Origin of the sequence: Antrihabitans stalactiti (assembly GCF_012932915.1) — a bacterium.
GTDB lineage: Bacteria > Actinomycetota > Actinomycetes > Mycobacteriales > Mycobacteriaceae > Antrihabitans > Antrihabitans stalactiti.
On sequence record NZ_VCQU01000001.1, the window covers coordinates 740,934 to 762,516 of the forward strand.

Consider the following 21,583-nt stretch of genomic DNA (forward strand, 5'->3'; position numbering starts at 1 on the left):
CCTAGGAGTTTAGCGAGGCGCGCTGACGGGCGATTTCGTAGAGGCAGATGCCACCGGCCGACGGCGCACCCAGCGAACTTGCCGCTCCACCGATCGGAATCTGGACAACAGCGTCACAGCTGTCTCGCCAGCCCGCGCTCATCCCGCGCGTTTCGTTGCCGACGACCAAGATCGTGCCGCCCGTGAAATCGTGGTCGTACACGACCTTCGGACCGCTCTCGTCGGTGCCGACTATGGCCAAATCGACACCGAGTGCCCGCTGCCGATCGCGGAACGTGACCATGTCGGATGTGTCGGAGATGCGCATCACCGGGATCGCGAACAGCGAGCCCGTGGAGGCGCGGACGCATTGCGGATCGAACTGGTCGGCGGCATGTCCCGAGACCACCACAGCGGCGGCGCCGAACGCATTGGCGGATCGAATCAGCGTGCCGAGGTTGCCGGGCGAGGTCGGCCGGTCGAACACGACGATCACCGGCGCTTGACCGGCCGGATTCCAGGTCGCGAGGTCCGGCGTACGGACCTTGGCCACGGCAATCAACTCGGGTGCAGCAGCAGACTTCTCACCGAGCTCGGCAATCAGGTCCGGCACCAGGCCGATCGTGGGAATCGGCGTCGTATCGAGCACGCTGCGCGCCCAGTCGGACAGATGCGGACCGCCGACTCGATAGAGCAGCGATTCGAGCGGCCAGTCGTGATCGACGGCCTGCGTGATCGGCCGCACGCCCTGAACCAGGAAACGACCGGCCTTCGTCCGCTTGTTGCGGTTGTTCAAGTACGACTGCCATTGCTGGAACCCAGCATTGCGGGCACTCACTCGGCGGCTGCGCGCGCCTTCGACTATCACTGCACTCCTAGTTCATCCAGCAGAACCGACAACGCCTGCCGGTCCGCCGCGTCGATCCATCTAACCCGACGGTCCCGACGGAACCATGAGCGCTGCCGACGCACATACCGTCGCGTCCCGATCAGTGTGCGCTCTCGGGCCTCCGCTAGGTCATAGGTCCCGTCCAGAAAATCCAGGACATGTGCGTAACCGATCGCTCGCCGTGCGGTCACGCCATCGCGCAGCCCCAATTCGACCAATCGCTCGACCTCATCGACAAGGCCCAGGTCGAACATGCGATCTGTGCGCCTCCCGATCCGTTCGTCCAACTCCGCGGTGTCGCGGTCGACGCCGACGATGACGGTCCCCCAGCGTGGCTCACCGATCGTCGGCGCAGACGCCGCGAACGGCTTGCCTGTGAGCTCGACCACTTCGAGCGCACGGACCATGCGGCGACCGTCCGACGGCAGAATCGTCGCGGCAGCCTGTGGGTCCGCCTCGGTCAGCGCGCGATGAATCGCCTCGACTCCCCCGTCCGCAAGCACTGCCTCCCATTTGGCCCGGACCTGCGGGTCCGTCGCCGGAAACTCCCACTCGTCGAGCAGTGCCTGGATGTACATCATCGACCCGCCGACGATGATCGGCACGTTGCCGCGCGCTCGGATCTGCTCGACGTCCGCCGTCGCGTCGCGCTGATAGTTGGCGACGGTCGCCGTTTCGGTGATGTCGAGTACGTCGAGGCGGTGGTGCGGGATTCCGCGCCGATCTGCGGGCGCCAGCTTCGCGGTTCCGATGTCCATGCCGCGGTATTGCTGCATGGCGTCGATGTTGATGATCTCGCCGCCCAGCCGTTCCGCAATAGCGAGCCCGAGATCCGACTTTCCGGTCGCAGTCGGACCGACGATGGCGATCGGCGTGGTCAAGGCACCCACAACCCGACGTGATAGCCGACGCCGTAGGGCGCGGCTTGGTAGAGCGTCGTGACCTGCGGTGTCGTGTCGCTGAAAACAGCGGCAAGCACCTGCAACGCGGGACGTCCGACGGCGCCGAGCTCGAGGCACACAACGGGGTCCAGCTGCGCGAGCGTGTTGCAATCCCCTTGATCCAGCGCGCGATTCAACGCGTCTTGAAACTCCGCCGCAGCCGGATGGAATGCACCGGGAGCCTTGGCGGTCAGTGTGGTCGCTCCGTCCGCGACGATCAGCAGTCCGCGGGCTGTGTCGTCGGCATCGAGTTCGGCGCGCAGCTGGGCGCCGAAATCGGCGCAATAGATCGGTGACGAATCGACCGCCAGGATCCGTACGTCGACGACGGCGTCCGGCGCTGCCTGCCCGCGCAGCCAGCCGGCGACGAGCGCGGCGATCGGCATCGTCGGGTCCGGATCCCCCAAGGCATCGGCGGACAAACCGACGCGCACGTCGACCCCGAAGCCTGCAAAGGTGCCGACGCTCTCGGGTGCGACAGTCTGCTCGAACGCCCCGACGCCGACTACGGTCCACTGGTCGGCGAGCTCGCCGAGTCGCGTCGCGGCCGCGACCGCTGCGGTCCGCAGCGGTTCGGTGGGACCGGCCGAAGCGCCGTTGAGTTCGGGAACGAGAATGAGGGGCGACGGAACCAACGCCGCGGCAGTAAGCACGCCCGTAACCGTAGTGGGTGCTCGAGCTGCACGTTCTCGGCTGATTCAATGGTCTGTGGCGCTTGTACCGGGTTCAATGGGATGAGCAGGACGTATCCAGGCAGCCGTGACGCGCGGCAGAACGAGGAAAATCATGACCGACGACACGCGACCAGTCCCCGGAGCACCGAAGCCGGGCGCACCCAAACCGGGCGGATTCAAGCCGTCTCCCCCCAAACCGGGTCCGGCACAATCGCATACGGTCGTGATCCCGGCGCACAGCGACCCGAGCCATTTCGGGCGCGTCGACGAAGACGGCACGGCCTGGGTCAAGACAGCGGACGGCGAACGCCAGGTCGGCTCGTGGCAAGCAGGTGATGCCGCCGAAGGCCTCGCCCATTTCGGGCGAAGGTTCGACGATCTCGCAACCGAGGTCACGCTGCTGGAGGCTCGACTCGCGTCGGGCTCCGGTGACGCGCGGAAAACGAAAATTGCCGCAACGCAGCTCGCGGAGACGTTGCCGACCGCGGCGGTCATCGGCGATCTCGAATCCCTGGCCCGCAGGCTCGCGGCGATCGTGGAACACTCCGACGAAGCCGCGGCGCACGCGAAAGAGGAAAAGGATCGCATCCGCCACGAAAGCACCGAGCGCAAGGAACAGCTCTGTGCCGAGGCCGAGAAGATCAGCAGCGAAGCGACGCAGTGGAAGGTAGCCGGCGATCGGCTGCGGGAGATCCTCGACGAATGGAAGTCCATTCGTGGCGTCGATCGGAAGGTCGACGACGCGCTCTGGAAGCGCTACTCGAAGGCGCGCGAGGCGTTCAACCGGCGTCGCGGCGCTCATTTCGCCGAGATGGACCGTGACCGGGCCAATGCGAAGGCGAAGAAGGAAGAACTCGTCGCAAAGGCGAAGGAACTTTCGACGTCCACCGATTGGGCCGCGACGTCCGCAGTTTTCCGGGAGTTGCTCGTCGAATGGAAGTCGGCCGGCCGCGCCCCGCGCGAGGCCGACGATGCGTTGTGGAAGGACTTCAAAGGCGCCCAGGACGTATTCTTCGCCGCCCGTAATGCCGACGCATCCAAGAGCGACGCGGAATTCGAGGAGAACGCAAAAGCGAAGGAATCGCTGCTGCAGAAGTACGCCCATATCGATCCGGCCAACGACATCGATGCTGCCCGGGCCGCATTGCGGGAACTCATCGAGAAGTGGGACGCGATCGGCAAGGTCCCGCGCGAACGGATGGCCGACCTCGAAGGCAAGCTCCGCACGATCGAGAAGAAGGTGCGCGAAGCGGCTGACTCGCAGTGGCGCAGGACCGATCCCGAAGCGGTCGCGCGTGCGGCGCAGTTCCGCGAACGCGTGACGGCGTTCGAAGAGCAGGCAGCGAAAGCCGAGGCAGCAGGCAAACGCCGAGACGCCGAACGCGCACTCGCACAAGCCAAGCAGTGGCGCGAATGGGCCGAAGCGGCGGAAGGCGCGGTGAGCAACCGGTGACCGCCACTCGGATCGACGGGCTCGCCGGGCTCGAGGCGCGCGTCGGGTCCGAGATCGGCGTCTCGAATTGGATCGACGCCGATCAACCGATGATCGACGCTTTCGCTGAGACGACCGGCGATCACCAGTGGATCCATGTCGACACCGAACGCTGCGCACGTGAATCGCCGTTCGGCGGCACGATCGCGCATGGCTTCCTGATCTTGTCGCTCGGACCGAGGTTGGCATACGACGTCGTCGCGATCGGCGGCGTCAAGATGGGCATCAACTACGGGCTCGACCGGCTCCGTTTCACGTCGCCGCTCCGCAGCGGTAGCAAGCTCAGGCTGCGGGTGGTCCTAGCCGGAGTCGACGGCAAGCCCGACGGCAGCGTGCTGGTCCGCTGGACGTGGACGTTCGAAACCGAGGGCCAGGACCGACCTGTTGCGGTCGCGGAGATGCTGTCGAAGGTCTATCTCTGATTCACCGTCGTTCGACATCTGTGCGGACCAACTGACACCGCACAGGTTGCTCGCCGATACGCCCGACGGTGGCGAAGATGACATGGACCGACAGCGGGTAGATCTCGGGGAAGTCGATGAATGCCTTGCTGTCGGTCGACTCGAGTGCGACGGTTTGCTGCGCGGCTCCCGCCGTCGTGACAGCGGTGACCTGCACCGTGCCCGGTCCATTCGCGTAGACGATCGCAAACATGCCATGACCGTTCGTAGCGGCCCGCCACCCACTCGGAGCCTCGCATACCGGAGGTGAATCATCGCTCGGTGTTCTGTCGGGCAGGTCGATCGCGTTCGTCCGGCCACCGAGCAGGCCGAGTGCGATCGCAGTAGTGACGATCAGCTTCCCGTGCAGACCGTTCACCAGAAACACATCCTTCGCAGCGCCCCTTTGCACATGCGATCGAGTGTCGTTCAACATTGAATCAAGCAATAGAGTCCAAGGACTCTCGACACTCCCGCACTGCACCGACATGCGCGAGCCAGCAGACCTTGCGGCACAATGGTTTACATGGGGGCAGAGTTCGCGGCCACGGCCACGGGGTGGCAGACATGGCGATTCGGTTGCGATGTCTGCGATCGCCGCATGTGGACGGCTCTCGATCGTGAAGCAAAGGCCATGGCGATGGCGAAGGCAAACGGATGGATCGTCGGCGCTGCAACACTGTGCCCGGCATGTGCGGTCGTCGCCCAGCATCACCGCGTCGAGCCCGAGCGTGGCGCCCAGGACGTCGCGGGCTGACTACACCTTCTCGACGGTCACGTCGAGCGGTCGTCCAATCAAGAAATCCCGCCTATTTCGGCTGCCGCCAATCGTGTTCGGCGTCGCGCGCCTCTTTTCGTCGCTGTTCCTCGGCCGCGAGTTGGACCGCGGTGCGACTCCAGACCACGCGTATCCAGTGGAAGGTCAACAGGATGATCGCAATCCACCCAATGATCAGCCCGATACCCGGACCGCCCGCGTGGACGTTCGGCTCCAGCGTCTGTCGGGTCCAAATTGCCAGCATGCCCGCGACGCTCGCGACTGCCGACCCTGCGAGCGCAATCCAGGCGAGCACCCAGCGCCGGGTCGACAACGCCAGCATGGACACGCCGACACCGAAAACAATTGCAAGCCAGACGAATACACGTGACGGTAGAGCGATCGACTCGCCGAGCGCAATGTCGTCGCCCACAAGCACGTCGTACCCTTTCGCCGTGCCCGTATGCGGGAGGGCGAAGGAGCCGAGCAGGACGAAGACGAGGACTGCGACGACGACTGCGCGCACACCGGGATCGATCTCGCCGGCCATCTTTCGCTCGACGGCATCGACGTCGTTGCGAATCTGATCGAAGTCGCTCATGCCCCACACCCCATTGCTGCGGGCAGGGGCGCGGGAATGCCGATCTGTGGCAGCCCGAGACCGACGCCCACTGGTGGCGTCTTCGGTGTGATTCCGGCTTCGTGCGCATCGCCTGCTCGCGTACGCCGATGACTACGGACCGCACCGTCGGCGATGAGGAAATGCGGCGCAGCGGCGGTGACGTCGAGCGTGACGATGTCCCCCGGCCGCACAACACCGTCGACGGCACCGATCGGCCGGAAATGCACCAGCCGTCCGTCTCGGGCTCGACCGCTCATCCGTGCCATCTCGGCGTTCCTCTTTCCTGCTGCGTCGACGACCAGCAGTTCCACCTCGGTCCCGATCAACTTCTGGTTCTCCTCCAACGAGATTCGTTCCTGCAATGCGATCAACCGCTCGAAACGCTCCTGCACAACCGATTTTGGTAACTGGCCGGGCATTTCTGCTGCGGGAGTACCCGGTCGTTTGGAGTACTGAAACGTGTACGCACTGGTGAACCGCGCCTTTTCGACCACATCGAGAGTCTCGGCGAAATCTTCCTCGGTCTCGCCAGGGAAGCCCACGATGATGTCGGTCGTGATCGACGCGTGCGGCATGGCAGCCCGCACCCGCTCGATGATGCCGAGGAACTTCGCCTTGCGGTACGACCGGCGCATTGCGCGCAACACGCGGTCCGAGCCCGATTGCAACGGCATGTGCAACTGCGGGCAGACGTTCGGTGTGGCCGCCATCGCCTCGATGACGTCGTCGGTGAATTCGGCCGGATGTGGTGATGTGAACCGGACCCGCTCCAACCCGTCGATGCCGCCGCACGCGCTCAACAACGCGGCGAACGCACCGCGATCACGCCCCAGGTCCGGGTCGGCGAACGACGCGCCATAGGCATTGACGTTCTGCCCGAGCAGCGTGACTTCGACAACGCCTTCGTCGACCAGCGCCTGCACCTCGGCCAAAACATCGCCGGGCCGCCGGTCGACTTCCTTGCCGCGCAACGCTGGAACGATGCAGAAGGTGCAGGTGTTGTTGCAACCCACCGAGATCGACACCCAACCGGCGTACGCAGATTCCCGCCGTGCGGGCAGAGTCGACGGGAATGCTTCGAGCGATTCGAGAATCTCCACTTCGGCTTCGTGATTGTGCCGGGCCCGTTCCAGCAAGGCAGGCAAGGAACCGAGGTTGTGCGTGCCGAACACAACGTCGACCCACGGCGCCTTCTTGACGACGGTGTCTTTGTCCTTCTGTGCGAGGCACCCACCGACCGCGATCTGCATGCCAGGGCGCTCCTGCTTGATCGGCGCCAGGTGGCTGAGGTTGCCGTACAGCTTGTTGTCGGCGTTCTCGCGGACCGCGCACGTATTGAAAACAACCAGGTCAGCAGTGGTTCCAGGGTCGGCCTTTTCGTAGCCCGCCTCTTCGAGGAGACCGGCGAGACGCTCCGAATCGTGCACGTTCATCTGACAGCCGTAGGTGCGCACTTCGTAGCTGCGAGACACCTGGGCAGTGGCTTCATCGACCTTGGTTGACACGCTTCAGAGTAGCCCACGCCGCCGACACCGATCACATCTGCTCAGTCCGGGACAAATGCCCGTGTGGCTCCAATTCGACCGAATTCGCCGACCCGGAGCCAGAAGGTACGCACTCGCAACGCTCTACCCCTATGGTCGTTCCCATGACCCGAGCCTCGGAGCCCTTGGTTGTCCTTACCGACGTCAACAAACACTTCGGTGCCCTGCATGTGCTTCGAGACATCGACCTCACCATTCACAAGGGTGAGGTGGTGGTCGTCATCGGACCTTCGGGGTCGGGCAAGTCGACGTTGTGTCGGACCATCAACCGGCTCGAAAGCATCGACTCCGGCTCGATCACCATCGACGGGGTACCGCTGCCCGCCGAAGGCAAGGCGCTCGCGAAGCTTCGCGCGGACGTCGGCATGGTCTTCCAGTCGTTCAACCTCTTCTCGCACATGACGGTTGCGGAGAACGTGACCCTCGGACCAATCAAGGTGCGCGGCATCGACAAGGCCAAGGCAAACGAGCGTGCCAAGGAATTGCTCGAGCGGGTCGGCATCGGGGAGCAATCGAACAAGCTGCCCGCCCAGCTCTCCGGGGGTCAGCAGCAGCGTGTGGCGATCGCGCGATCGTTGGCGATGGATCCGAAAGTCATGCTGTTCGACGAGCCGACCTCAGCGCTCGATCCCGAAATGATCAATGAGGTTCTCGACGTCATGATCTCGCTTGCCAAAAGCGGGATGACGATGGTGGTGGTGACCCATGAAATGGGCTTCGCCCGTCGCGCCGCGGACCGCGTGATCTTCATGGCCGACGGTCAGATCGTCGAGCAGGCAACACCCGAAGAATTTTTCACCAATCCCCGCAGCGACCGCGCCAAGGATTTCCTCTCCAAGATTCTCGCCCACTGAACATCTTCACTAAACATTCAATGAAGGGATCCACATGAAGTACCGCTTTCGATCAGCCGTGATCGGAGTAGCTGTCGCAGCGCTGGCATTGTCGGCCTGCGGCAAAGAGGGCAGCCCGGATTCGGACAAGGGAACCGGCAGTGGGACGGAGCCGACCTACACCGTCGCGTCCGATGTCGCACTCGCAGGAAGCCCCACGTTCGACAAGATCAAGCAGGCCGGGACGATCAACGTCGGCGTCAAGTTCGACCAGCCCGGGCTTGGGCAGAAGCCGGCTGGCTCGAACACGCCGCGTGGCTTCGACATCGAGATCGCGGAAATGCTCGCCGCGTCGCTCGGCCTGAAGCCCGAACAGATCAAGTTCACCGAAACCGTCTCGGCCAACCGCGAACCGTTCCTCCAGAACGGCACCGTCGATCTCGTCGTCGCGACCTACACGATCAACGACAAGCGCAAAGCCGTCGTCGACTTCGCCGGTCCGTACTACATTGCCGGCCAAGATCTCCTGGTCAAGGAGAGCAACACCGACATCACGGGTCCGGACTCCCTCGGTGGTAAGAAAGTCTGCTCTGTCGACGGCTCGACGCCGGCGCAGCGCATCAAGACCGACTATCCGACCGCAGATCTGATTACGTTCGACACCTACTCCAAGTGCGTCGAGCAGCTGTCGAGCGGCCAGGTCGACGCGGTTACCACCGATGACGCGATCCTTCGCGGCTACGCGGCCGCGCAGCCGGGTGTCTTCAAGGTCGTCGGCAAGCCGTTCAGCAAGGAGCCCTACGGCATCGGATTGCCCAAGGGCGACAACGCTCTTCGCGCCTTCCTCAACGACGCGCTCGAGAAGCACGAGCAAAACGGCGATTGGAACAAGGCGTTCGAGTACACGCTCGGCAGCACCGACGGTGTGACGCCTCCCCCTGTAGATCGGTACTGAGTTCCTCGTTCGGCATCCGCCAGGCGTGCTGCCCGGCGGGTGCCGAACGCTCCACCGAGATCGCTAGGAGGATGCGGTGAAGGCAGTAATAGACAATTTCGACGTGTTCCTCGACGGCTTCTGGGGAACACTCGTGTTGACCTTCTGGTCGGCGATCGGCGCCATGATCTTCGGCACGATCTTGGCCGCCATGCGGGTGTCGCCGTCGATCGCCTTGCGTGGCGCGGCAACGACGTACGTCAACGTCATTCGCAACACCCCGCTGACGTTGGTCATGTTCTTCACCGCCTTCGGGCTGCCCATTCTGCAAATCAAGTTCGGCGGGTCGTCGAGCACCCAGTTCCGCATCTACGCGATCCTGGCGCTCTCCGCCTACACGGCGTGCTTCGTTTGTGAAGCGATACGGTCTGGCATTCAGACGATTCCGGTCGGCCAAGCCGAAGCCGCACGCTCCATCGGCCTCACCTTCTCGCAGACGTTGCGCTACATCGTCCTTCCGCAGGCGCTGCGAACCGTTGTACCTCCGCTGGGCAGCGTGCTGATCGCGATGACGAAGAACACGTCCATCGCGTCAGCGTTCAACAACCGCGAACTCATCTCCGCAATGCGGCAAAACATCGAGAACAACGGCAACGCGGTCCTGTGGATCCTGATCGCTACCGCACTCGCCTACATGGTCATCACCTTGCCGACGGGCTACCTCGTGGGCGTTCTCGAGCGAAAGGTGGCGATTGCGAGATGAGCCAGCAAACCGTTCTCTTCGACATCCCCGGTCCGCGGGCAAAGAAGATCAACTTCGGCCTTTCTGTCGTCGGCATCCTCCTCGTCGCCGCGATCATCGCGTGGATCGTGTTGCGGCTCAACGACGCCGACCAGCTCACCGCCGCGAAATGGGAGCCGTTCACCTACGCCGACATCCAGCGCGAACTCATCAAAGGCATGGTCGCGACGCTCAAGGCAGCTGCAGTAGGCACAGTGTTTGCCTTGCTGATGGGCGCCGTGCTCGCCGTCGGGCGGCTCAGCGACCACGGACCGATTCGGTGGCTCGCCACGACAATCATCGAACTGTTCCGAGCGTTGCCCTTGCTCCTCCTCATCTTCTTCGCGTTCGAACTTGGAGACGGCTCAATCTCGCCGTTCATGGCAGTCGTGATCGGCCTGTCACTACACAACGGAGCGGTGCTTGCCGAGGTGTTCCGCGCGGGCATCAACTCGTTGCCGCGCGGTCAAGCAGAGGCCGCGTACTCGATCGGCTTCCGCAAGAACCAGACGATGCGGCTCATCCTGATCCCACAGGCGGTCCGGGCGATGGCGCCATCGATCGTCGCCCAGATCGTTGTGCTGCTGAAGGATTCGTCCCTGGGCTTCATAATCGCCTACCCCGAGTTGCTGCGGTCTGTGCAGCAGATCGGCTCGCAGTATTTCAACCTGCTGCCCGCCTTCATCGTCGGCGCGACGATCTACATCTCGATCAACCTCGCCGTCGCAGGCATCGCGAAGGTGATCGAGATTCGCACCCGACACTCCAAAACGGGCATCGGACCGGCCCCGATCGGAGCGACGGTCCCCGTCACGGTCGGCAAGGGCTGAGTTCTGCCCCTCGGGCCGCCAACGGCTGTGCAGCATCGAGCGCATAGATATGGTGGCTCCGAGCGCGGATATTTCGACCATTTCTATGCGCTCGGCGGCAAATGCGGATTCGTCAGCTACTCCTCGAACAGCCCGTCTGCATCGGCGCCCTGCTGTGCGAGCTCGGCTTTCACTACCTCGAAGGCCATGGACTGCCCATAGCCACGGCGAGCGAGCATTCCGACCAACTTGCGGACCGCCTTGTCCCGCTCGGTCCGATCGCTCGGCACCGAGACGGTCCGTAACTTCTTGCGCACCAACTCAGCCGCTCGCTCGCGCTCGTCGTCGTGGGTGACTTGCGCCAAGGCTCTTGACGCGTCTTCCTGACCGATTCCCTTGCGCCGCAACTCCATCGACAGTGCCTGCCGCCCCTTGCCCGAGTAGTTGTGGCGCGAATGCACCCACTGCTCGGCAAACGAAGCGTCGTCGACGAGCCCTACCTCTGCCAATCGGTCCAGAACTCGTTCCGCGATGTCGGAATCGAAGCCCTTTTTCGCGAGGCTCTGCGACAGTTCCGTGCGGCTGCGGGCACGGTCGGTGAGCAAGCGCAGGCACGCATCCTTCGCCTGCGCTTCAGTCCCGCTGGGTTTTTTGCCCTCCGCTTCGCTCCGGGCGGGCTCGCGGGCGCTTCGTGACGACCTCTTCCCTCTTCGCTCCGGGCGCTCGTTCCTCGCACCCTCCGACTCCTCAGTCCAGAGGTCGCCGCGCCCGCTCACGTCCATCCGCCCTAGAACTCGACCGGAGCCGGGGCGATCTCGTCGGCATTGAGGACCGCGCCGATACCCAACTTCTCCTTGATCTTCTTCTCGATCTCGTCACGGATATCGGCGTTCTCCAGCAAGAACTTCCGGGCATTTTCCTTGCCCTGCCCGAGCTGATCACCCTCGTAGGTGTACCAAGAGCCGGACTTGCGGATGAAGCCGTGCTCGACGCCCATGTCGATGATCGAGCCCTCTTTGCTGATGCCGGCGCCGTAGAGGATGTCGAACTCGGCCTGCTTGAAGGGCGGAGACACCTTGTTCTTGACGACCTTCACGCGAGTGCGGTTACCGACTGCGTCGGTGCCGTCTTTGAGGGTTTCGATCCGCCGCACGTCCAGCCGAATCGAGGCGTAGAACTTCAAAGCCTTACCACCGGTGGTGGTTTCAGGCGATCCGAACATGACGCCGATTTTCTCGCGTAGCTGGTTGATGAAAATGGCGGTGGTGTTCGAGTTGCTCAGCGCACCGGTCATCTTCCGGAGCGCCTGGCTCATCAGGCGAGCCTGCAGACCGACGTGACTGTCACCCATTTCGCCCTCGATCTCGGCGCGCGGTACGAGTGCGGCCACCGAGTCGATCACGATGATGTCGATGGCGCCCGAGCGGACCAGCATGTCGGCGATTTCCAGCGCCTGCTCACCGGTATCCGGCTGCGAGACCAGCAGAGCATCGGTATCGACACCGAGCTTCTGGGCGTAGTCCGGATCGAGCGCGTGCTCCGCGTCGATGAACGCCGCGATTCCGCCGGCTGCCTGCGCACTCGCGACCGCGTGCAACGCAACGGTCGTCTTACCCGACGACTCCGGTCCATAGATCTCGACAACTCGCCCGCGTGGCAGACCACCGATCCCCAGAGCGACGTCGAGCGCGATCGACCCAGTAGGTATTACCCCGATCGGCTGACGAACCTCGTCGCCCAGGCGCATCACCGAGCCCTTACCGAAGTTCTTGTCGATCTGCGCCAAGGCCAGTTCGAGTGCCTTGTCGCGATCGTGCGCCTTTGGTGCCATCGTGTTCCCCTGTCTTCGTGGTTCGCGTTCTGCGTGTCGGCGGTTACGTTAGAACCAGCCACCGACAAGTTCGTAAATCTCGGGCTTGACCTGCGGAAACTATCCAATTGTCCGGGTGTTCGTTCAAGCATAGGGGAACACCTGTTCGAGTCAAATACATCCGTGTTCGACACGCCGACGGACTTGGTCAACCAGCATCACCGCTCACGCCCTCATGGCACAGTGGTCGAATGTCTTGGCTACGCGCGGCGCGCGAGCACCCCTCCGCGATCCTATTTGCGGTTCAGATTCTGGAGATCATGGTCTATCCCGCGTTGGAGGGGTCCGGCATCGGACGCGCCACCTTCAACGCACTAGGGCTCGCCGTCGTCCTGCTCGCGCTCTGGTCGGTGCGCTATTCACCCGGCCTGACCTGGGTCGGCGTCTTGCTCGCACTGCCAGCAGCAAGCTTGCTGCTGGTTCAAGTCGTGTTCGACCTCCCCGTCTTGTCCGGGTGGTCTTCATCGTTCGAAGCGCTCCTGTACCTGTACGCGGCTGGGTGCATGCTCGCCTACATTTTGGCCGACCACGTCATCACCCGCGACGAATTGTGGGCTGTCGGAGCAACGTTCACGCTGCTGGCGTGGGCATTCGCGCACATCTTCACTGTCTGCCAAGCGCTGCAACCGATGAGTTTCACCGCAGCGGTCACGCCGGATCAGCCGCGTTCGTGGGTCGAGTTGTTGTTTCTGAGCGTCACCACGCTGACGTCGACGGGCTTGTCCGACATCGTGCCGATCCGCCCGGTCGCGCGTGCGATCGTCATGATCGAACAGATCGTGGGATTGGGCTACGTCGTCATGTTGGTGTCGCGCGTCGTCGGTCTGACTGTCGCGCGAACCGACAAGACCGACGAGTGACCCGTCGAATTACCAGCGCGACCGCGGTACGTCGAACTCTGCGCACAGCGCCCGCCAGATATCTCGCGGGTCGACCCCATCCTCGATGGCCTGCGCACCGGTCTTCCCCAGTGCCGGGATCATGTGGTCGGCGAGAATCGAATCGCCTCGCGCAGCACCGAACTCGGTGTGGAGAAGCTCGGTGAAATCGGTCAGGCGCACCCGGCCAGCGTAGTCAGGTTTTCAGGACGGCGTGACACACAGCAATCGGATCCACCACATCGGCGACGGACCGCGCGGCCGCAGCCGCAGCCTCGCGGAAACTCGATTCGCCGAGCACGCGCGCCACAGCGTCGCGCACGGCCTCAGCGGTCAGCGGCCGGACCACGACCGCACTCCCCTGCCGCGCAGCCCGATTCGCCAATTCCCATTGATCGCCGCCACCTGGGACGGCCACGACGGGGACGCCGGCGAGCAAGGCCTTCGACAGCAGGCCGTGCCCGGCACCGCACACCACGACCGAGGCGTGGGCAAGCAGTTCGTCCTGGCGACCCAGCCCAGCGGTCGCCCAAGTCGGCAGGTTGGCCGGAGGCTCCTCCAGCATCGACAACGCGACGCGAACGCCGGCGCCCGCAAGACCTTCCAGCGTCGCTTCGACCATCCCGACCGCGCCCGTGAACGCGGTCGACGGAGCCACCATGACCAACGGCTCGTCACCAGGTGGCAGGTCGAGAACCTCGTCCGTCGGCTCCCAGTGCAGCGGTCCGATGACATGAGCGTGCTCGGGCCAATCAGGGCGCGGTACCTCCAGAGCCGGCAGCGTTGCGATCAACTGCGCGGCAGGCCCTGGGTCTACCTCGGGTAAACCGATACCGATTCGGGCCTGGCTCCGCTGGCGCAGACCTTGCTTGATCGATCGCCCGGTCGCCGCGCGCATCAGCCCGTCCCGTAGTCCGCCCAGCACGCCCTCTCCCGGGGCGAGTCCACTTCCGATGGGCGGCAACGCCTTCGACGGGGAATACAGCGGGTGCGGCGACAACTCGACCCATGGAACGTCCAGTCGCTCAGCGGCCAGCCCGCCGCCCGCGGTCAAGATGTCGGAGACGACGAGTTCTGGCAAGGTCGCGCTCAGGTCGGGCAGTAGCTCGGTCGCAATGTAGGCCGCCCGCTCGTGGATCCGTCGACCGGCATCGGAGTCGTCGTCCTCGATTCGAGGAGCCAGGCCCTTCAACTTCAGCGCGATGATTCCCTCGCGCTTCGCCGCCTCCAGCCATCTGCTGCCGGTGAAGAGCGTCGGCTGATCGCCTGCGGCGAGAAACCGCTTACACAGCGCAATGGCGGGGAACGCATGCCCCGGATCTGGTCCAGCGACAACAGCTACTCGCATCGCCTCAGGGTGCCACAGCCGACTGTGCGCGAGTCTTACCCGCCCAGGGGTAAGACTCGCGCACGGTTGCGTCAGGGCACACGCGTCAGGTCGCCGCGGTCGCCGCTGGAGACCGCCTTGAACAGCAGGTACAACCCGAAGATGATCGCGCTGACCACGAGAATCGGGAACAAGCCCTTCAGGAGCGCGCCGATCACCGCCAGCGCAATCCAGATCAATGCGACGATCCCAATGATTTTCCAGAACACGTAACCCGCCTCCGTTTGCCTATCCGGAGCATCAGATCTTGATCTCCGTGCCTCAATGCTGGCACGGGTGAGTATGCAAATCAGCAGGTCAGAGCCGAAATCAGGGAAAGATCAGGGTTCACCCTGAGCCCGAGAGCTCGGCGTGACGTCCGCGCTCAGATGCCTGGTCAGGAACCGCACCGCGTGCTTGACGGCTGCCTCGTGGAACGGCTTGCCCGGAAAGAGGTCGAAGTGGTCGCCGGGGTAGTGCCGGACCTCGGCCCGCGCAGCGAACGCAGCCTTCGCCGCGGGGTACGGGGGCGCGCTCCGGTCGAAGTCGGCGATCTGCACCAGCACCGGGGCCGTGATCCGCTTGGCCGCCTTGGCCGGTGCCCGACTCCCGAGCTCGAGACTGACGTCTGCGGCGATCTCGTTGCGCCAACTCGGCCCGGCGATGCTCAGGTAGTCCTCGAGAGTGCCCGCCAGGGTAAGAGCACCGACTTCACCGGGACGGGCGACGATCGGCATCATCCTCGGACCGCGGCCACTGGCTGCGGACAGCTTGCTGGTGAGGCCGAGGGCGGCGGCCCGGGCCAGCTCGCTGGGTCGGTGTGACTTCGTGGCGTGCACGGCTGCCGCCATCCCGTCGACCATCGGCACCAATGCGACGACCGCGGCAATGTCGTTGCGATCGGCCGCGACCGTCAGGACGTGCCCGCCGGCCAGCGAGACCCCCCAGAGCACGATGCGTTGCGGATCCACGCCAGGAAGTCGTCCAGCTGCCGCGATGGCCGCCCGATAGTCGTCGGCCTGGCCAGTCAGCGAGACTCGCTGCCGCGCGCTGCCCTCACTCTCGCCGAAGCCCCGGTAGTCGAAGACCAGCGCGTCGAGTCCGGCCGCCGCAAATGCCTCGGCGAACGGTGCCAGTCCGGAGTCCTTGGTGCCGCCGAGTCCGTGCGCCAGCACGACCGCCGGCCGACCGGCCGGGCCTGCCAGCCGATCGTCTACGGCCGGGAAATGCCAGGCCGCACAGGTGGTGCCGTCCGAGGAGAAGGTCCGGTCGTGGCGGGTCATTCCGGGCTCCGTGTTCCGTAGATGGTGCTCAGCCAGATAAAGGTGATGGCCTCGATGTGTTTTGCTCGTGGCGGGCCGGTGCCGAGCGAGTGCCGTTCCAGCGCATGGTCGTTGACGTCGAGCAATACCGAGGCGACCGCAGCAGCATCCGGACCCTCGACAGCACGACCCGCCGCACGTTCGGTGTCGATCATGCAGCCGATCACCGCGGCGAAGTCGGCCCGGCCGGCGTCCCACATCTGTCGTACGCCTGCGCTGGAGGCTCGTGCCTCCAGCAGCGCCCGGTAGGTGTGCGGACTGTCGTCGACGGAGTCGAAAAGCAGCGTGACAGCCTGGCTGATCCGCTGCGCGGGGTCGCCCTCGGCCTTGACCAGGATCTCGTTCGCCTCGGCGGCCGCGTCGTACAGGCCCTGCATCAGGGCGAGCACCGCGACCGCCTTGCTCTCGAAGTAGAAGTAGAACGCTGACCGCGTCACGCCGGCGCGGCCGGAGATATCGGCAACGTTGACCGCGTCGAGGGTCTGCTCGCGGAGCAGTTCGTCGAAGGCGCGCAGGAGTGCGTCGCGGCGGGCATCACCGCGGTTCGGGTTGCGCCGGTCGACCAGCCGGTTCCAGGCGCCGCTCTCTTCGGTCATCTCGCTTGCGCTCGCCGGCGACCGGCCGGAATTTCGCGGGCACGGATGTCGTGCTCGTAGATGAAATAGTCGACTTGCTGGGTGTGCCGGGGCGTGTGCAACACGTGCCCGATGTACTGCTGCTCGTCGGCCACGATCACCCGCTCCATCTCGGCGACGTCGGGCAGCGCGTAGGCACCGACCAGATGGGCCGCCGCGAGCCGGGCCTGGCTCTCGACGAACGGGAAGAGCGTCGGCGTCGCCTGGGCGAATCCGACGAAGGTGAGGTCGTCGATGCCGGGCTTGAACATCCGCTTGTAGAGAGGCAGCCGGTTCTCCGGAGCGCTGATGAAGTCAGGATCGAAGAACGGGAAGGTGATGTTATAGCCAGTGGCGTAAACGATTACGTCGAATTCGTCGCTGGTTCCGTCGGCAAAATGAACGGTTGCGCCGTCGAGCAGCGAGACGTTCGGCTTCGGTACCACGTCACCAGAACCGAGCCGAAGCGGCAGCTCTACCGACTGGGTCGGGTGCGCCTCGAAGAATTTGTGGTTGGGCTCGGGAAGGCCGTAGAGCGCACCGTTGCTGCCGTTCAAGACCTGTCCCCACTGCATGATCTTGCGCTGCCAGGCCAGTGGCAGGTGCGGGGTGGTGCGGTACATCGTGTCGGCGGGCTTGCCGCCGATGTACTTGGGCACGATCCAGACACCCGACCGGGTGGACAGCGTGACTTTGGTCTGCAGCGACTTGCTGGACAGCTCCACCGCGATGTCCGCAGCGCTGTTTCCGATTCCCACCACCAGGATTCGCTGACCGAAGAAGTCCAGCGGATCCTTCGGGTCGACGTAGTGATGCGAGTGGATCGAGACCCCGCTGAACTCACCGGGAAAGTCGGCGAAGCGCGGGTCCCAGTGGTGACCGTTCCCGACGACCAAGTGGTCGAAGTATCGGGTGGCGCCGGCCTGGTCGACGATCTCCCAGCCGCTGGTCTCGCCGTCGGGCCGGCGGGCGCTGACCACACCGTTGGTGAACTCGATGTTGTCCTTGAGGTCGAACGCCTCGGCGTAGGACTCCAAGTAGTCCTTGATCTGGGTGTGGTGCGGGAAGTCGGGGTAGTCGACCGGCATAGGAAAGTCCCGGAAAGACAGCCTCTGCTTGGAGGTGTCGATGTGCAGCGAGCGGTAGGCGCTGCTGTGACCGTTCGGGTTGCCGAACGCCCAGTTGCCGCCGATCCGATCGGAGGTCTCGAAGCAGGTGTATGGAAGCCCGTAGTCGGCGAGCATCTTGCCGGTAGTCAGGCCGCTGATGCCGGCGCCGATGATTGCCGTTGTCTTCACATCCGCAACGGTAGGCGCTACTTTTGACACGTGTCAACCATTATAGACAGACGTCAGACGCGCAAGGTGTACGCCGGCAAAGTAGCGATCGTGACCGGCGGAGCGTCAGGGATCGGGGCATCGCTCGTCCGCGCCCTGCGCAGCGAAGGGGCCACAGTGATCTCCGCGGACCTGCAGCCCGGTGGCGATGACGTGGCGCTGGACGTGACCCATGCGGCGGCGGTGCAAGCGTTGGTGGACAGGGTCGTCGACGAGCACGGAAGGCTCGACTTGATGTTCAACAACGCCGGGATCAGCCTGATCGGCGAGACCCAGGATCTGTCGCTCGCGCAGTGGAACTCGATCATCGACGTGAAAATCCGCGGCGTCGTGCACGGTGTCGCTGCGGCGTACCCGCAGTTCATCCGGCAGGGCAATGGGCACATCGTGAACACGGCATCGATGGGCGGACTGATGGCGGCCGGGCTGCTGACGTCGTACGTGATGACCAAGCACGCCGTTGTCGGACTTTCCCTGGCGTTACGCTCCGAGGCCGCGGCGTACGGCGTCGGTGTGACCGCGATCTGCCCGGCTGCGGTGAACACTCCGATCCTGGACAAGGGTGAGTTCGGCACGGTTCGCGGGCGCGACTACTTCCTGAAGGGCCAAGGCATCCGCAAGCCGGTGGACCCGGACCTCCTCGCCCAGCGGGTGCTGGCGGCCGTGGCTGCTGGTCAGGCGCTGGTCGTCGAGCCCGTGCAGGCAAGAATGGCGTGGCGCTTGCAGCGGTTCCTGCCGGCAGTCACGCAAAAGGCCTCCATCAGGTTCATCGCCAAGCAGCGCAAGCTCGCTGCCGAGAAGGGAGCACGATGAGTGCCACCAAGCCCAACGGACTCGATTCACCGCTGATCCCGAAGGTGATGAAGTACGCCGGCAAGGCGCACGTCCGGGTCTACCGAATGACTGGCGGCCGGGTCGGCGGCAAGTGGCGGATCGGCGCCGGCTGGAAGAAGCCGGTCCAGACGCTGCTGCTCGACCATGTCGGCCGCAAGAGCGGCCGTAAGTTCACCACACCGCTGCTGTACCTGCGCGACGGACCGGACGTGGTGATCGTGGCCTCGCAGGGCGGGCTGCCGAAGAACCCGCAGTGGTACGCCAACCGGATGGCGACGCCGGACACATCGGTCCAGATCAAGTCCGAGAGGCGAGCGGTGACGGCCCGCACCGCGAACGCCGAAGAGCGCGCCGACCTCTGGCCCAAGCTGGTCGATCTCTACGCCGACTTCGCCAGCTACCAGTCCTGGACCGACCGGGAGATCCCGGTGGTGATCCTCGGACCAAGATCAAGCGGCGGGTGACGTCGGTCCAGGACCGATCGCCCGGGGCGCTCCAGCGAGTTCTGCGAGGGCCTCGGCCCAGCCGTCGAGACGGTCCGCCGCTACCCGCAGCTCGAGATTGGCTCGCTCCGAAGGTGTGGGCAATGCGCCCTGGGGCACGGTCATTCGTGCGGCCGCCTGCAGAAGGTGCTCATATTCACGCAGGCCGGAGTCGAGTTCTGCCCGCGCTGCCATGACCGACTGCTGCAGTTCGAATGCCGCTTGGCCCGCCAGCTTCGCGGCTTGCTCCAACGAGACGATGTCGATCGACAGCGCGTGCAAGGCCTCGGCGGCTGATTCGGCGGCCGCGGCGGTTTCGGCCAGCTCGTCGGCAGGAACCGGCGCCGACCGAGCCACGACCGCAAGGACGTGCGACAGGCTCTTCTCCACCTTCGCCAGCCGGACCATCGGACCGCGCGCAGCCGAACCGACCGGGGGCAGCGCACGGACCTGCGCGCCGACTGGCGGAAGCGGTTTTGCCTTCAGGCGCAAGTATTTTCGCGTCGCGAGCGCAGCGGGGACCACGAGTGCGACGGCACCACTACTGGTGATGACGACCGCCCACACCGGCGCAGCGACGATCGCCAAGCCTGCGGCGCCGACGGCCGTTGCGCCCGACGCCGCGCTGTACCGAATGCTGCGGCGGCGGGCGCGCCGACGTTTCCGAATCTCCCGCTCGCGCGGGTGCGCCCACCGACGTACAGCGACCAACGCCGACTCGCCGAGTCCCCGCAGCATCGTGATCTACCCGTCTGAGAACTGACTAGCGTGCGGCTTCGCCTTGGCCGGGCTGCAGCTTCGGTGCGATTGCGGGACCGGCGGTGCCACCGGATGGCAGCGCGTCGCCTTTCATGGATGCACGGATCTGCTCGAGGCGGCTGTGGCCTGCCATCTGAATGCTCGCCTGCTGGACTTCCATCATGCGGCCCTGCACCGAGTTCGATGCAAGCTCAGCGGAGCCCAGCGCGTTGGCGTAGCGACGCTCGATCTTGTCGCGGACTGCGTCCAGGCTGGGCGTGTTGCCCGGCGCGGACAAGGTGCTGTCCATAGACCGCAGCGAGGCGCTGACCTGCTCCTGCATCTTGGCCTGCTCGAGCTGGCTGAGCAGCTTGGTGCGCTCGGCGACCTTGGCCTGCAGTGCCATCGCGTTCTGCTCGACAGCCTTCTTGGCCTGGGCGGCGGCCTGCAGCGACTGGTCGTGCAGCACCTTGAGGTCTTCGACGCCGGCTTCGGCCGTCACGAGCTGTGCAGCGAACGCCTCGGCGGCGTTGCCGTACTGGATCGCCTTCTCGGTGTCACCAGCTGCCTGCGCCTGATCGGCCAGGTTGACCGCCTGGCGAGCGTTGGCGTTGAGCTTCTCGACCTCGTCGAGCTGACGATTGAGTTTCATTTCCAGCTGGCGCTGGTTGCCGATCACCGATGCAGCCTGCTGCGAGAGTGCCTGATGCTGACGCTGCGCATCCTCGATCGCCTGCTGAATCTGGACCTTTGGATCGGCATACTCGTCGATTTTGGAATTGAAGAGGGCCGCCAAATACTTCCAGGCCTTGACGAACGGATTAGCCATCGGTTGATCCCGCCTCCATCTGATGCGCCGCGCTCTGCGCGACCCGATACGCGACCATCGCGCATCGGAACGTAGGCCCTCGGTGCCTACCACAGAATCTATCCGTTTCTGCCCGAGTCCACAGCATGGAGGGCCGCCCGTTCTCGAACGGGATGTTCGCCCTCCCAGACATCGTCACGCCGCAGCGAGCGCCCGCGCTGTGGGAGCGGGGATCACAATGCGTGTGTCGCCACTGATTCGCGGCGAGGCCGACATTGCCGGAACAGCGTCCTGGCTCTGCGCGGCGGCCTTGCGATCTGATCGCTCGGACGAATCGGCCATCGATTCACTGACGTCGAACAGCACATCCGACAGCGGCACGGCGAGCGCATCGCAGATCGCTGCCAGCAGTTCGCTCGACGCTTCCTTCCGGCCACGCTCGACCTCGGAAAGGTAACCGAGGCTCACGCTCGCGGAGTTCGATACCTCGCGGAGGGTGCGGCTCTGTGACACGCGGGTGCGCCGCAAGCTGTCACCGATTGCCTCACGCAATAACAGCGCCATCTCGTTCCTCCTACAACGTCCGGTGTCTCAACATCAAATCTACAGATATTCGCTAGGTGAACGCTCGCGCCGCCA

Annotated in this window: 27 protein-coding genes; 10 read left to right on the plus strand and 17 right to left on the minus strand. The window is 64.6% G+C overall.

Annotated elements, in window-relative coordinates; translation table 11 throughout:
• Position 1: 1 nt before the first annotated feature.
• From FGL95_RS03650 to FGL95_RS03660, 3 genes are read right to left on the minus strand one after another with little or no spacing between them, the layout of a single operon-like run.
• Positions 2–847 (minus strand): TrmH family RNA methyltransferase, encoded by an 846-nt coding sequence (locus FGL95_RS03650; protein ID WP_338079693.1) that lies wholly within the window; start codon positions 845–847, stop codon positions 2–4.
• On the minus strand, positions 844–1,749 hold the full coding sequence (miaA, locus tag FGL95_RS03655) for a tRNA (adenosine(37)-N6)-dimethylallyltransferase MiaA (protein WP_169585220.1): 906 nt from the start codon (positions 1,747–1,749) through the stop codon (positions 844–846). Before miaA ends, FGL95_RS03650 begins: the two co-directional genes overlap by 4 nt.
• Complete coding sequence (locus FGL95_RS03660) at positions 1,746–2,462, minus strand: class III extradiol ring-cleavage dioxygenase family protein (protein ID WP_169584812.1); 717 nt, start codon at positions 2,460–2,462, stop codon at positions 1,746–1,748. Before FGL95_RS03660 ends, miaA begins: the two co-directional genes overlap by 4 nt.
• A 133-nt stretch (positions 2,463–2,595) precedes the next feature.
• On the opposite strand from FGL95_RS03660, the gene FGL95_RS03665 reads away from it, so the two are divergent.
• Together FGL95_RS03665 and FGL95_RS03670 are read left to right on the plus strand one after the other, a co-directional pair.
• Positions 2,596–3,936 carry a DUF349 domain-containing protein gene (locus FGL95_RS03665; protein WP_169584813.1) on the plus strand — a complete coding sequence of 447 codons (1,341 nt, stop codon included), beginning with the start codon at positions 2,596–2,598 and terminating at the stop codon, positions 3,934–3,936.
• On the plus strand, positions 3,933–4,397 hold the full coding sequence (locus FGL95_RS03670; protein ID WP_338079694.1) for a MaoC family dehydratase: 465 nt from the start codon (positions 3,933–3,935) through the stop codon (positions 4,395–4,397). Before FGL95_RS03665 ends, FGL95_RS03670 begins: the two co-directional genes overlap by 4 nt.
• 1 nt (position 4,398) lies before the next feature.
• Here FGL95_RS03670 and FGL95_RS03675 read toward each other — a convergent pair whose 3' ends face one another.
• Entirely contained in the window at positions 4,399–4,794 is a 396-nt protein-coding gene (locus FGL95_RS03675) for a hypothetical protein (RefSeq protein ID WP_169584815.1), read from the minus strand.
• Between the two features lie 147 nt (positions 4,795–4,941).
• Here FGL95_RS03675 and FGL95_RS03680 point away from each other — a divergent pair, with 147 nt between their 5' ends.
• Complete coding sequence (locus FGL95_RS03680; RefSeq protein WP_169584816.1) at positions 4,942–5,172, plus strand: hypothetical protein; 231 nt, start codon at positions 4,942–4,944, stop codon at positions 5,170–5,172.
• Between the two features lie 52 nt (positions 5,173–5,224).
• On the opposite strand, the gene FGL95_RS03685 is transcribed toward FGL95_RS03680, so the two are convergent.
• A complete protein-coding gene (locus FGL95_RS03685; protein ID WP_206071413.1) occupies positions 5,225–5,773 on the minus strand; it encodes an Rv2732c family membrane protein in 549 nt (182 codons plus the stop codon).
• On the minus strand, positions 5,770–7,299 hold the full coding sequence (gene miaB / locus FGL95_RS03690; protein ID WP_169584818.1) for a tRNA (N6-isopentenyl adenosine(37)-C2)-methylthiotransferase MiaB: 1,530 nt from the start codon (positions 7,297–7,299) through the stop codon (positions 5,770–5,772). The genes FGL95_RS03685 and miaB overlap by 4 nt, the downstream gene beginning before the upstream one ends.
• 143 nt (positions 7,300–7,442) lie before the next feature.
• On the opposite strand from miaB, the gene FGL95_RS03695 reads away from it, so the two are divergent.
• The 4 genes from FGL95_RS03695 to FGL95_RS03710 all read left to right on the plus strand — a co-directional run bounded on the left by FGL95_RS03695 (position 7,443) and on the right by FGL95_RS03710 (position 10,716).
• Positions 7,443–8,192 carry an amino acid ABC transporter ATP-binding protein gene (locus FGL95_RS03695; RefSeq protein ID WP_420838009.1) on the plus strand — a complete coding sequence of 250 codons (750 nt, stop codon included), beginning with the start codon at positions 7,443–7,445 and terminating at the stop codon, positions 8,190–8,192.
• A 34-nt stretch (positions 8,193–8,226) separates the two neighbouring features.
• Positions 8,227–9,126, plus strand: coding sequence for a glutamate ABC transporter substrate-binding protein (locus FGL95_RS03700; protein ID WP_169584820.1), 900 nt, complete (start codon positions 8,227–8,229; stop codon positions 9,124–9,126).
• Positions 9,127–9,202: 76 nt separating this feature from the next.
• Positions 9,203–9,868, plus strand: coding sequence for an ABC transporter permease subunit (locus tag FGL95_RS03705; RefSeq protein WP_169584821.1), 666 nt, complete (start codon positions 9,203–9,205; stop codon positions 9,866–9,868).
• Positions 9,865–10,716 carry an amino acid ABC transporter permease gene (locus FGL95_RS03710; RefSeq protein WP_169584822.1) on the plus strand — a complete coding sequence of 284 codons (852 nt, stop codon included), beginning with the start codon at positions 9,865–9,867 and terminating at the stop codon, positions 10,714–10,716. Before FGL95_RS03705 ends, FGL95_RS03710 begins: the two co-directional genes overlap by 4 nt.
• A gap of 116 nt (positions 10,717–10,832) precedes the next feature.
• On the opposite strand, the gene recX is transcribed toward FGL95_RS03710, so the two are convergent.
• Complete coding sequence (gene recX, locus FGL95_RS03715; protein WP_169584823.1) at positions 10,833–11,477, minus strand: recombination regulator RecX; 645 nt, start codon at positions 11,475–11,477, stop codon at positions 10,833–10,835.
• Positions 11,478–11,482: 5 nt separating this feature from the next.
• A complete protein-coding gene (gene recA / locus FGL95_RS03720) occupies positions 11,483–12,526 on the minus strand; it encodes a recombinase RecA (RefSeq protein WP_169584824.1) in 1,044 nt (347 codons plus the stop codon).
• A 230-nt stretch (positions 12,527–12,756) separates the two neighbouring features.
• On the opposite strand from recA, the gene FGL95_RS03725 reads away from it, so the two are divergent.
• Entirely contained in the window at positions 12,757–13,425 is a 669-nt protein-coding gene (locus FGL95_RS03725) for a potassium channel family protein (protein ID WP_169584825.1), read from the plus strand.
• A gap of 9 nt (positions 13,426–13,434) precedes the next feature.
• Here the strand turns inward: FGL95_RS03725 and FGL95_RS03730 are convergent, their stop codons facing one another.
• The 6 genes from FGL95_RS03730 to FGL95_RS03755 all read right to left on the minus strand — a co-directional run bounded on the left by FGL95_RS03730 (position 13,435) and on the right by FGL95_RS03755 (position 18,043).
• On the minus strand, positions 13,435–13,626 hold the full coding sequence (locus FGL95_RS03730; protein WP_169584826.1) for a DUF3046 domain-containing protein: 192 nt from the start codon (positions 13,624–13,626) through the stop codon (positions 13,435–13,437).
• 13 nt (positions 13,627–13,639) lie between these two features.
• Complete coding sequence (locus FGL95_RS03735; protein ID WP_169584827.1) at positions 13,640–14,791, minus strand: glycosyltransferase; 1,152 nt, start codon at positions 14,789–14,791, stop codon at positions 13,640–13,642.
• Between the two features lie 71 nt (positions 14,792–14,862).
• Positions 14,863–15,039 carry a hypothetical protein gene (locus FGL95_RS03740; RefSeq protein ID WP_169584828.1) on the minus strand — a complete coding sequence of 59 codons (177 nt, stop codon included), beginning with the start codon at positions 15,037–15,039 and terminating at the stop codon, positions 14,863–14,865.
• 111 nt (positions 15,040–15,150) lie between these two features.
• Positions 15,151–16,092 (minus strand): alpha/beta hydrolase, encoded by a 942-nt coding sequence (locus tag FGL95_RS03745; RefSeq protein ID WP_169584829.1) that lies wholly within the window; start codon positions 16,090–16,092, stop codon positions 15,151–15,153.
• The gene (locus tag FGL95_RS03750; RefSeq protein WP_169584830.1) at positions 16,089–16,727 is read right to left on the minus strand and encodes a TetR/AcrR family transcriptional regulator; all 639 of its coding nucleotides are present in this window, start codon (positions 16,725–16,727) and stop codon (positions 16,089–16,091) included. The genes FGL95_RS03745 and FGL95_RS03750 overlap by 4 nt, the downstream gene beginning before the upstream one ends.
• On the minus strand, positions 16,724–18,043 hold the full coding sequence (locus tag FGL95_RS03755) for an NAD(P)-binding domain-containing protein (protein WP_169584831.1): 1,320 nt from the start codon (positions 18,041–18,043) through the stop codon (positions 16,724–16,726). The genes FGL95_RS03750 and FGL95_RS03755 overlap by 4 nt, the downstream gene beginning before the upstream one ends.
• Before the next feature lie 39 nt (positions 18,044–18,082).
• On the opposite strand from FGL95_RS03755, the gene FGL95_RS03760 reads away from it, so the two are divergent.
• Positions 18,083–18,895: an SDR family NAD(P)-dependent oxidoreductase gene (locus FGL95_RS03760; RefSeq protein ID WP_169585221.1), complete on the plus strand. Its 813-nt coding sequence runs from the start codon at positions 18,083–18,085 to the stop codon at positions 18,893–18,895.
• Positions 18,892–19,380 carry a nitroreductase family deazaflavin-dependent oxidoreductase gene (locus tag FGL95_RS03765; RefSeq protein WP_169584832.1) on the plus strand — a complete coding sequence of 163 codons (489 nt, stop codon included), beginning with the start codon at positions 18,892–18,894 and terminating at the stop codon, positions 19,378–19,380. The genes FGL95_RS03760 and FGL95_RS03765 overlap by 4 nt, the downstream gene beginning before the upstream one ends.
• Here the strand turns inward: FGL95_RS03765 and pspM are convergent.
• The 3 genes from pspM to FGL95_RS03780 all read right to left on the minus strand — a co-directional run bounded on the left by pspM (position 19,366) and on the right by FGL95_RS03780 (position 21,508).
• Complete coding sequence (gene pspM, locus FGL95_RS03770) at positions 19,366–20,136, minus strand: phage shock envelope stress response protein PspM (protein ID WP_169584833.1); 771 nt, start codon at positions 20,134–20,136, stop codon at positions 19,366–19,368. The genes FGL95_RS03765 and pspM overlap by 15 nt on opposite strands.
• 25 nt (positions 20,137–20,161) lie before the next feature.
• Entirely contained in the window at positions 20,162–20,965 is an 804-nt protein-coding gene (gene pspA / locus FGL95_RS03775) for a phage shock protein PspA (protein WP_169584834.1), read from the minus strand.
• A gap of 174 nt (positions 20,966–21,139) precedes the next feature.
• On the minus strand, positions 21,140–21,508 hold the full coding sequence (locus FGL95_RS03780; RefSeq protein ID WP_169584835.1) for a helix-turn-helix domain-containing protein: 369 nt from the start codon (positions 21,506–21,508) through the stop codon (positions 21,140–21,142).
• Positions 21,509–21,583: the final 75 nt, after the last annotated feature.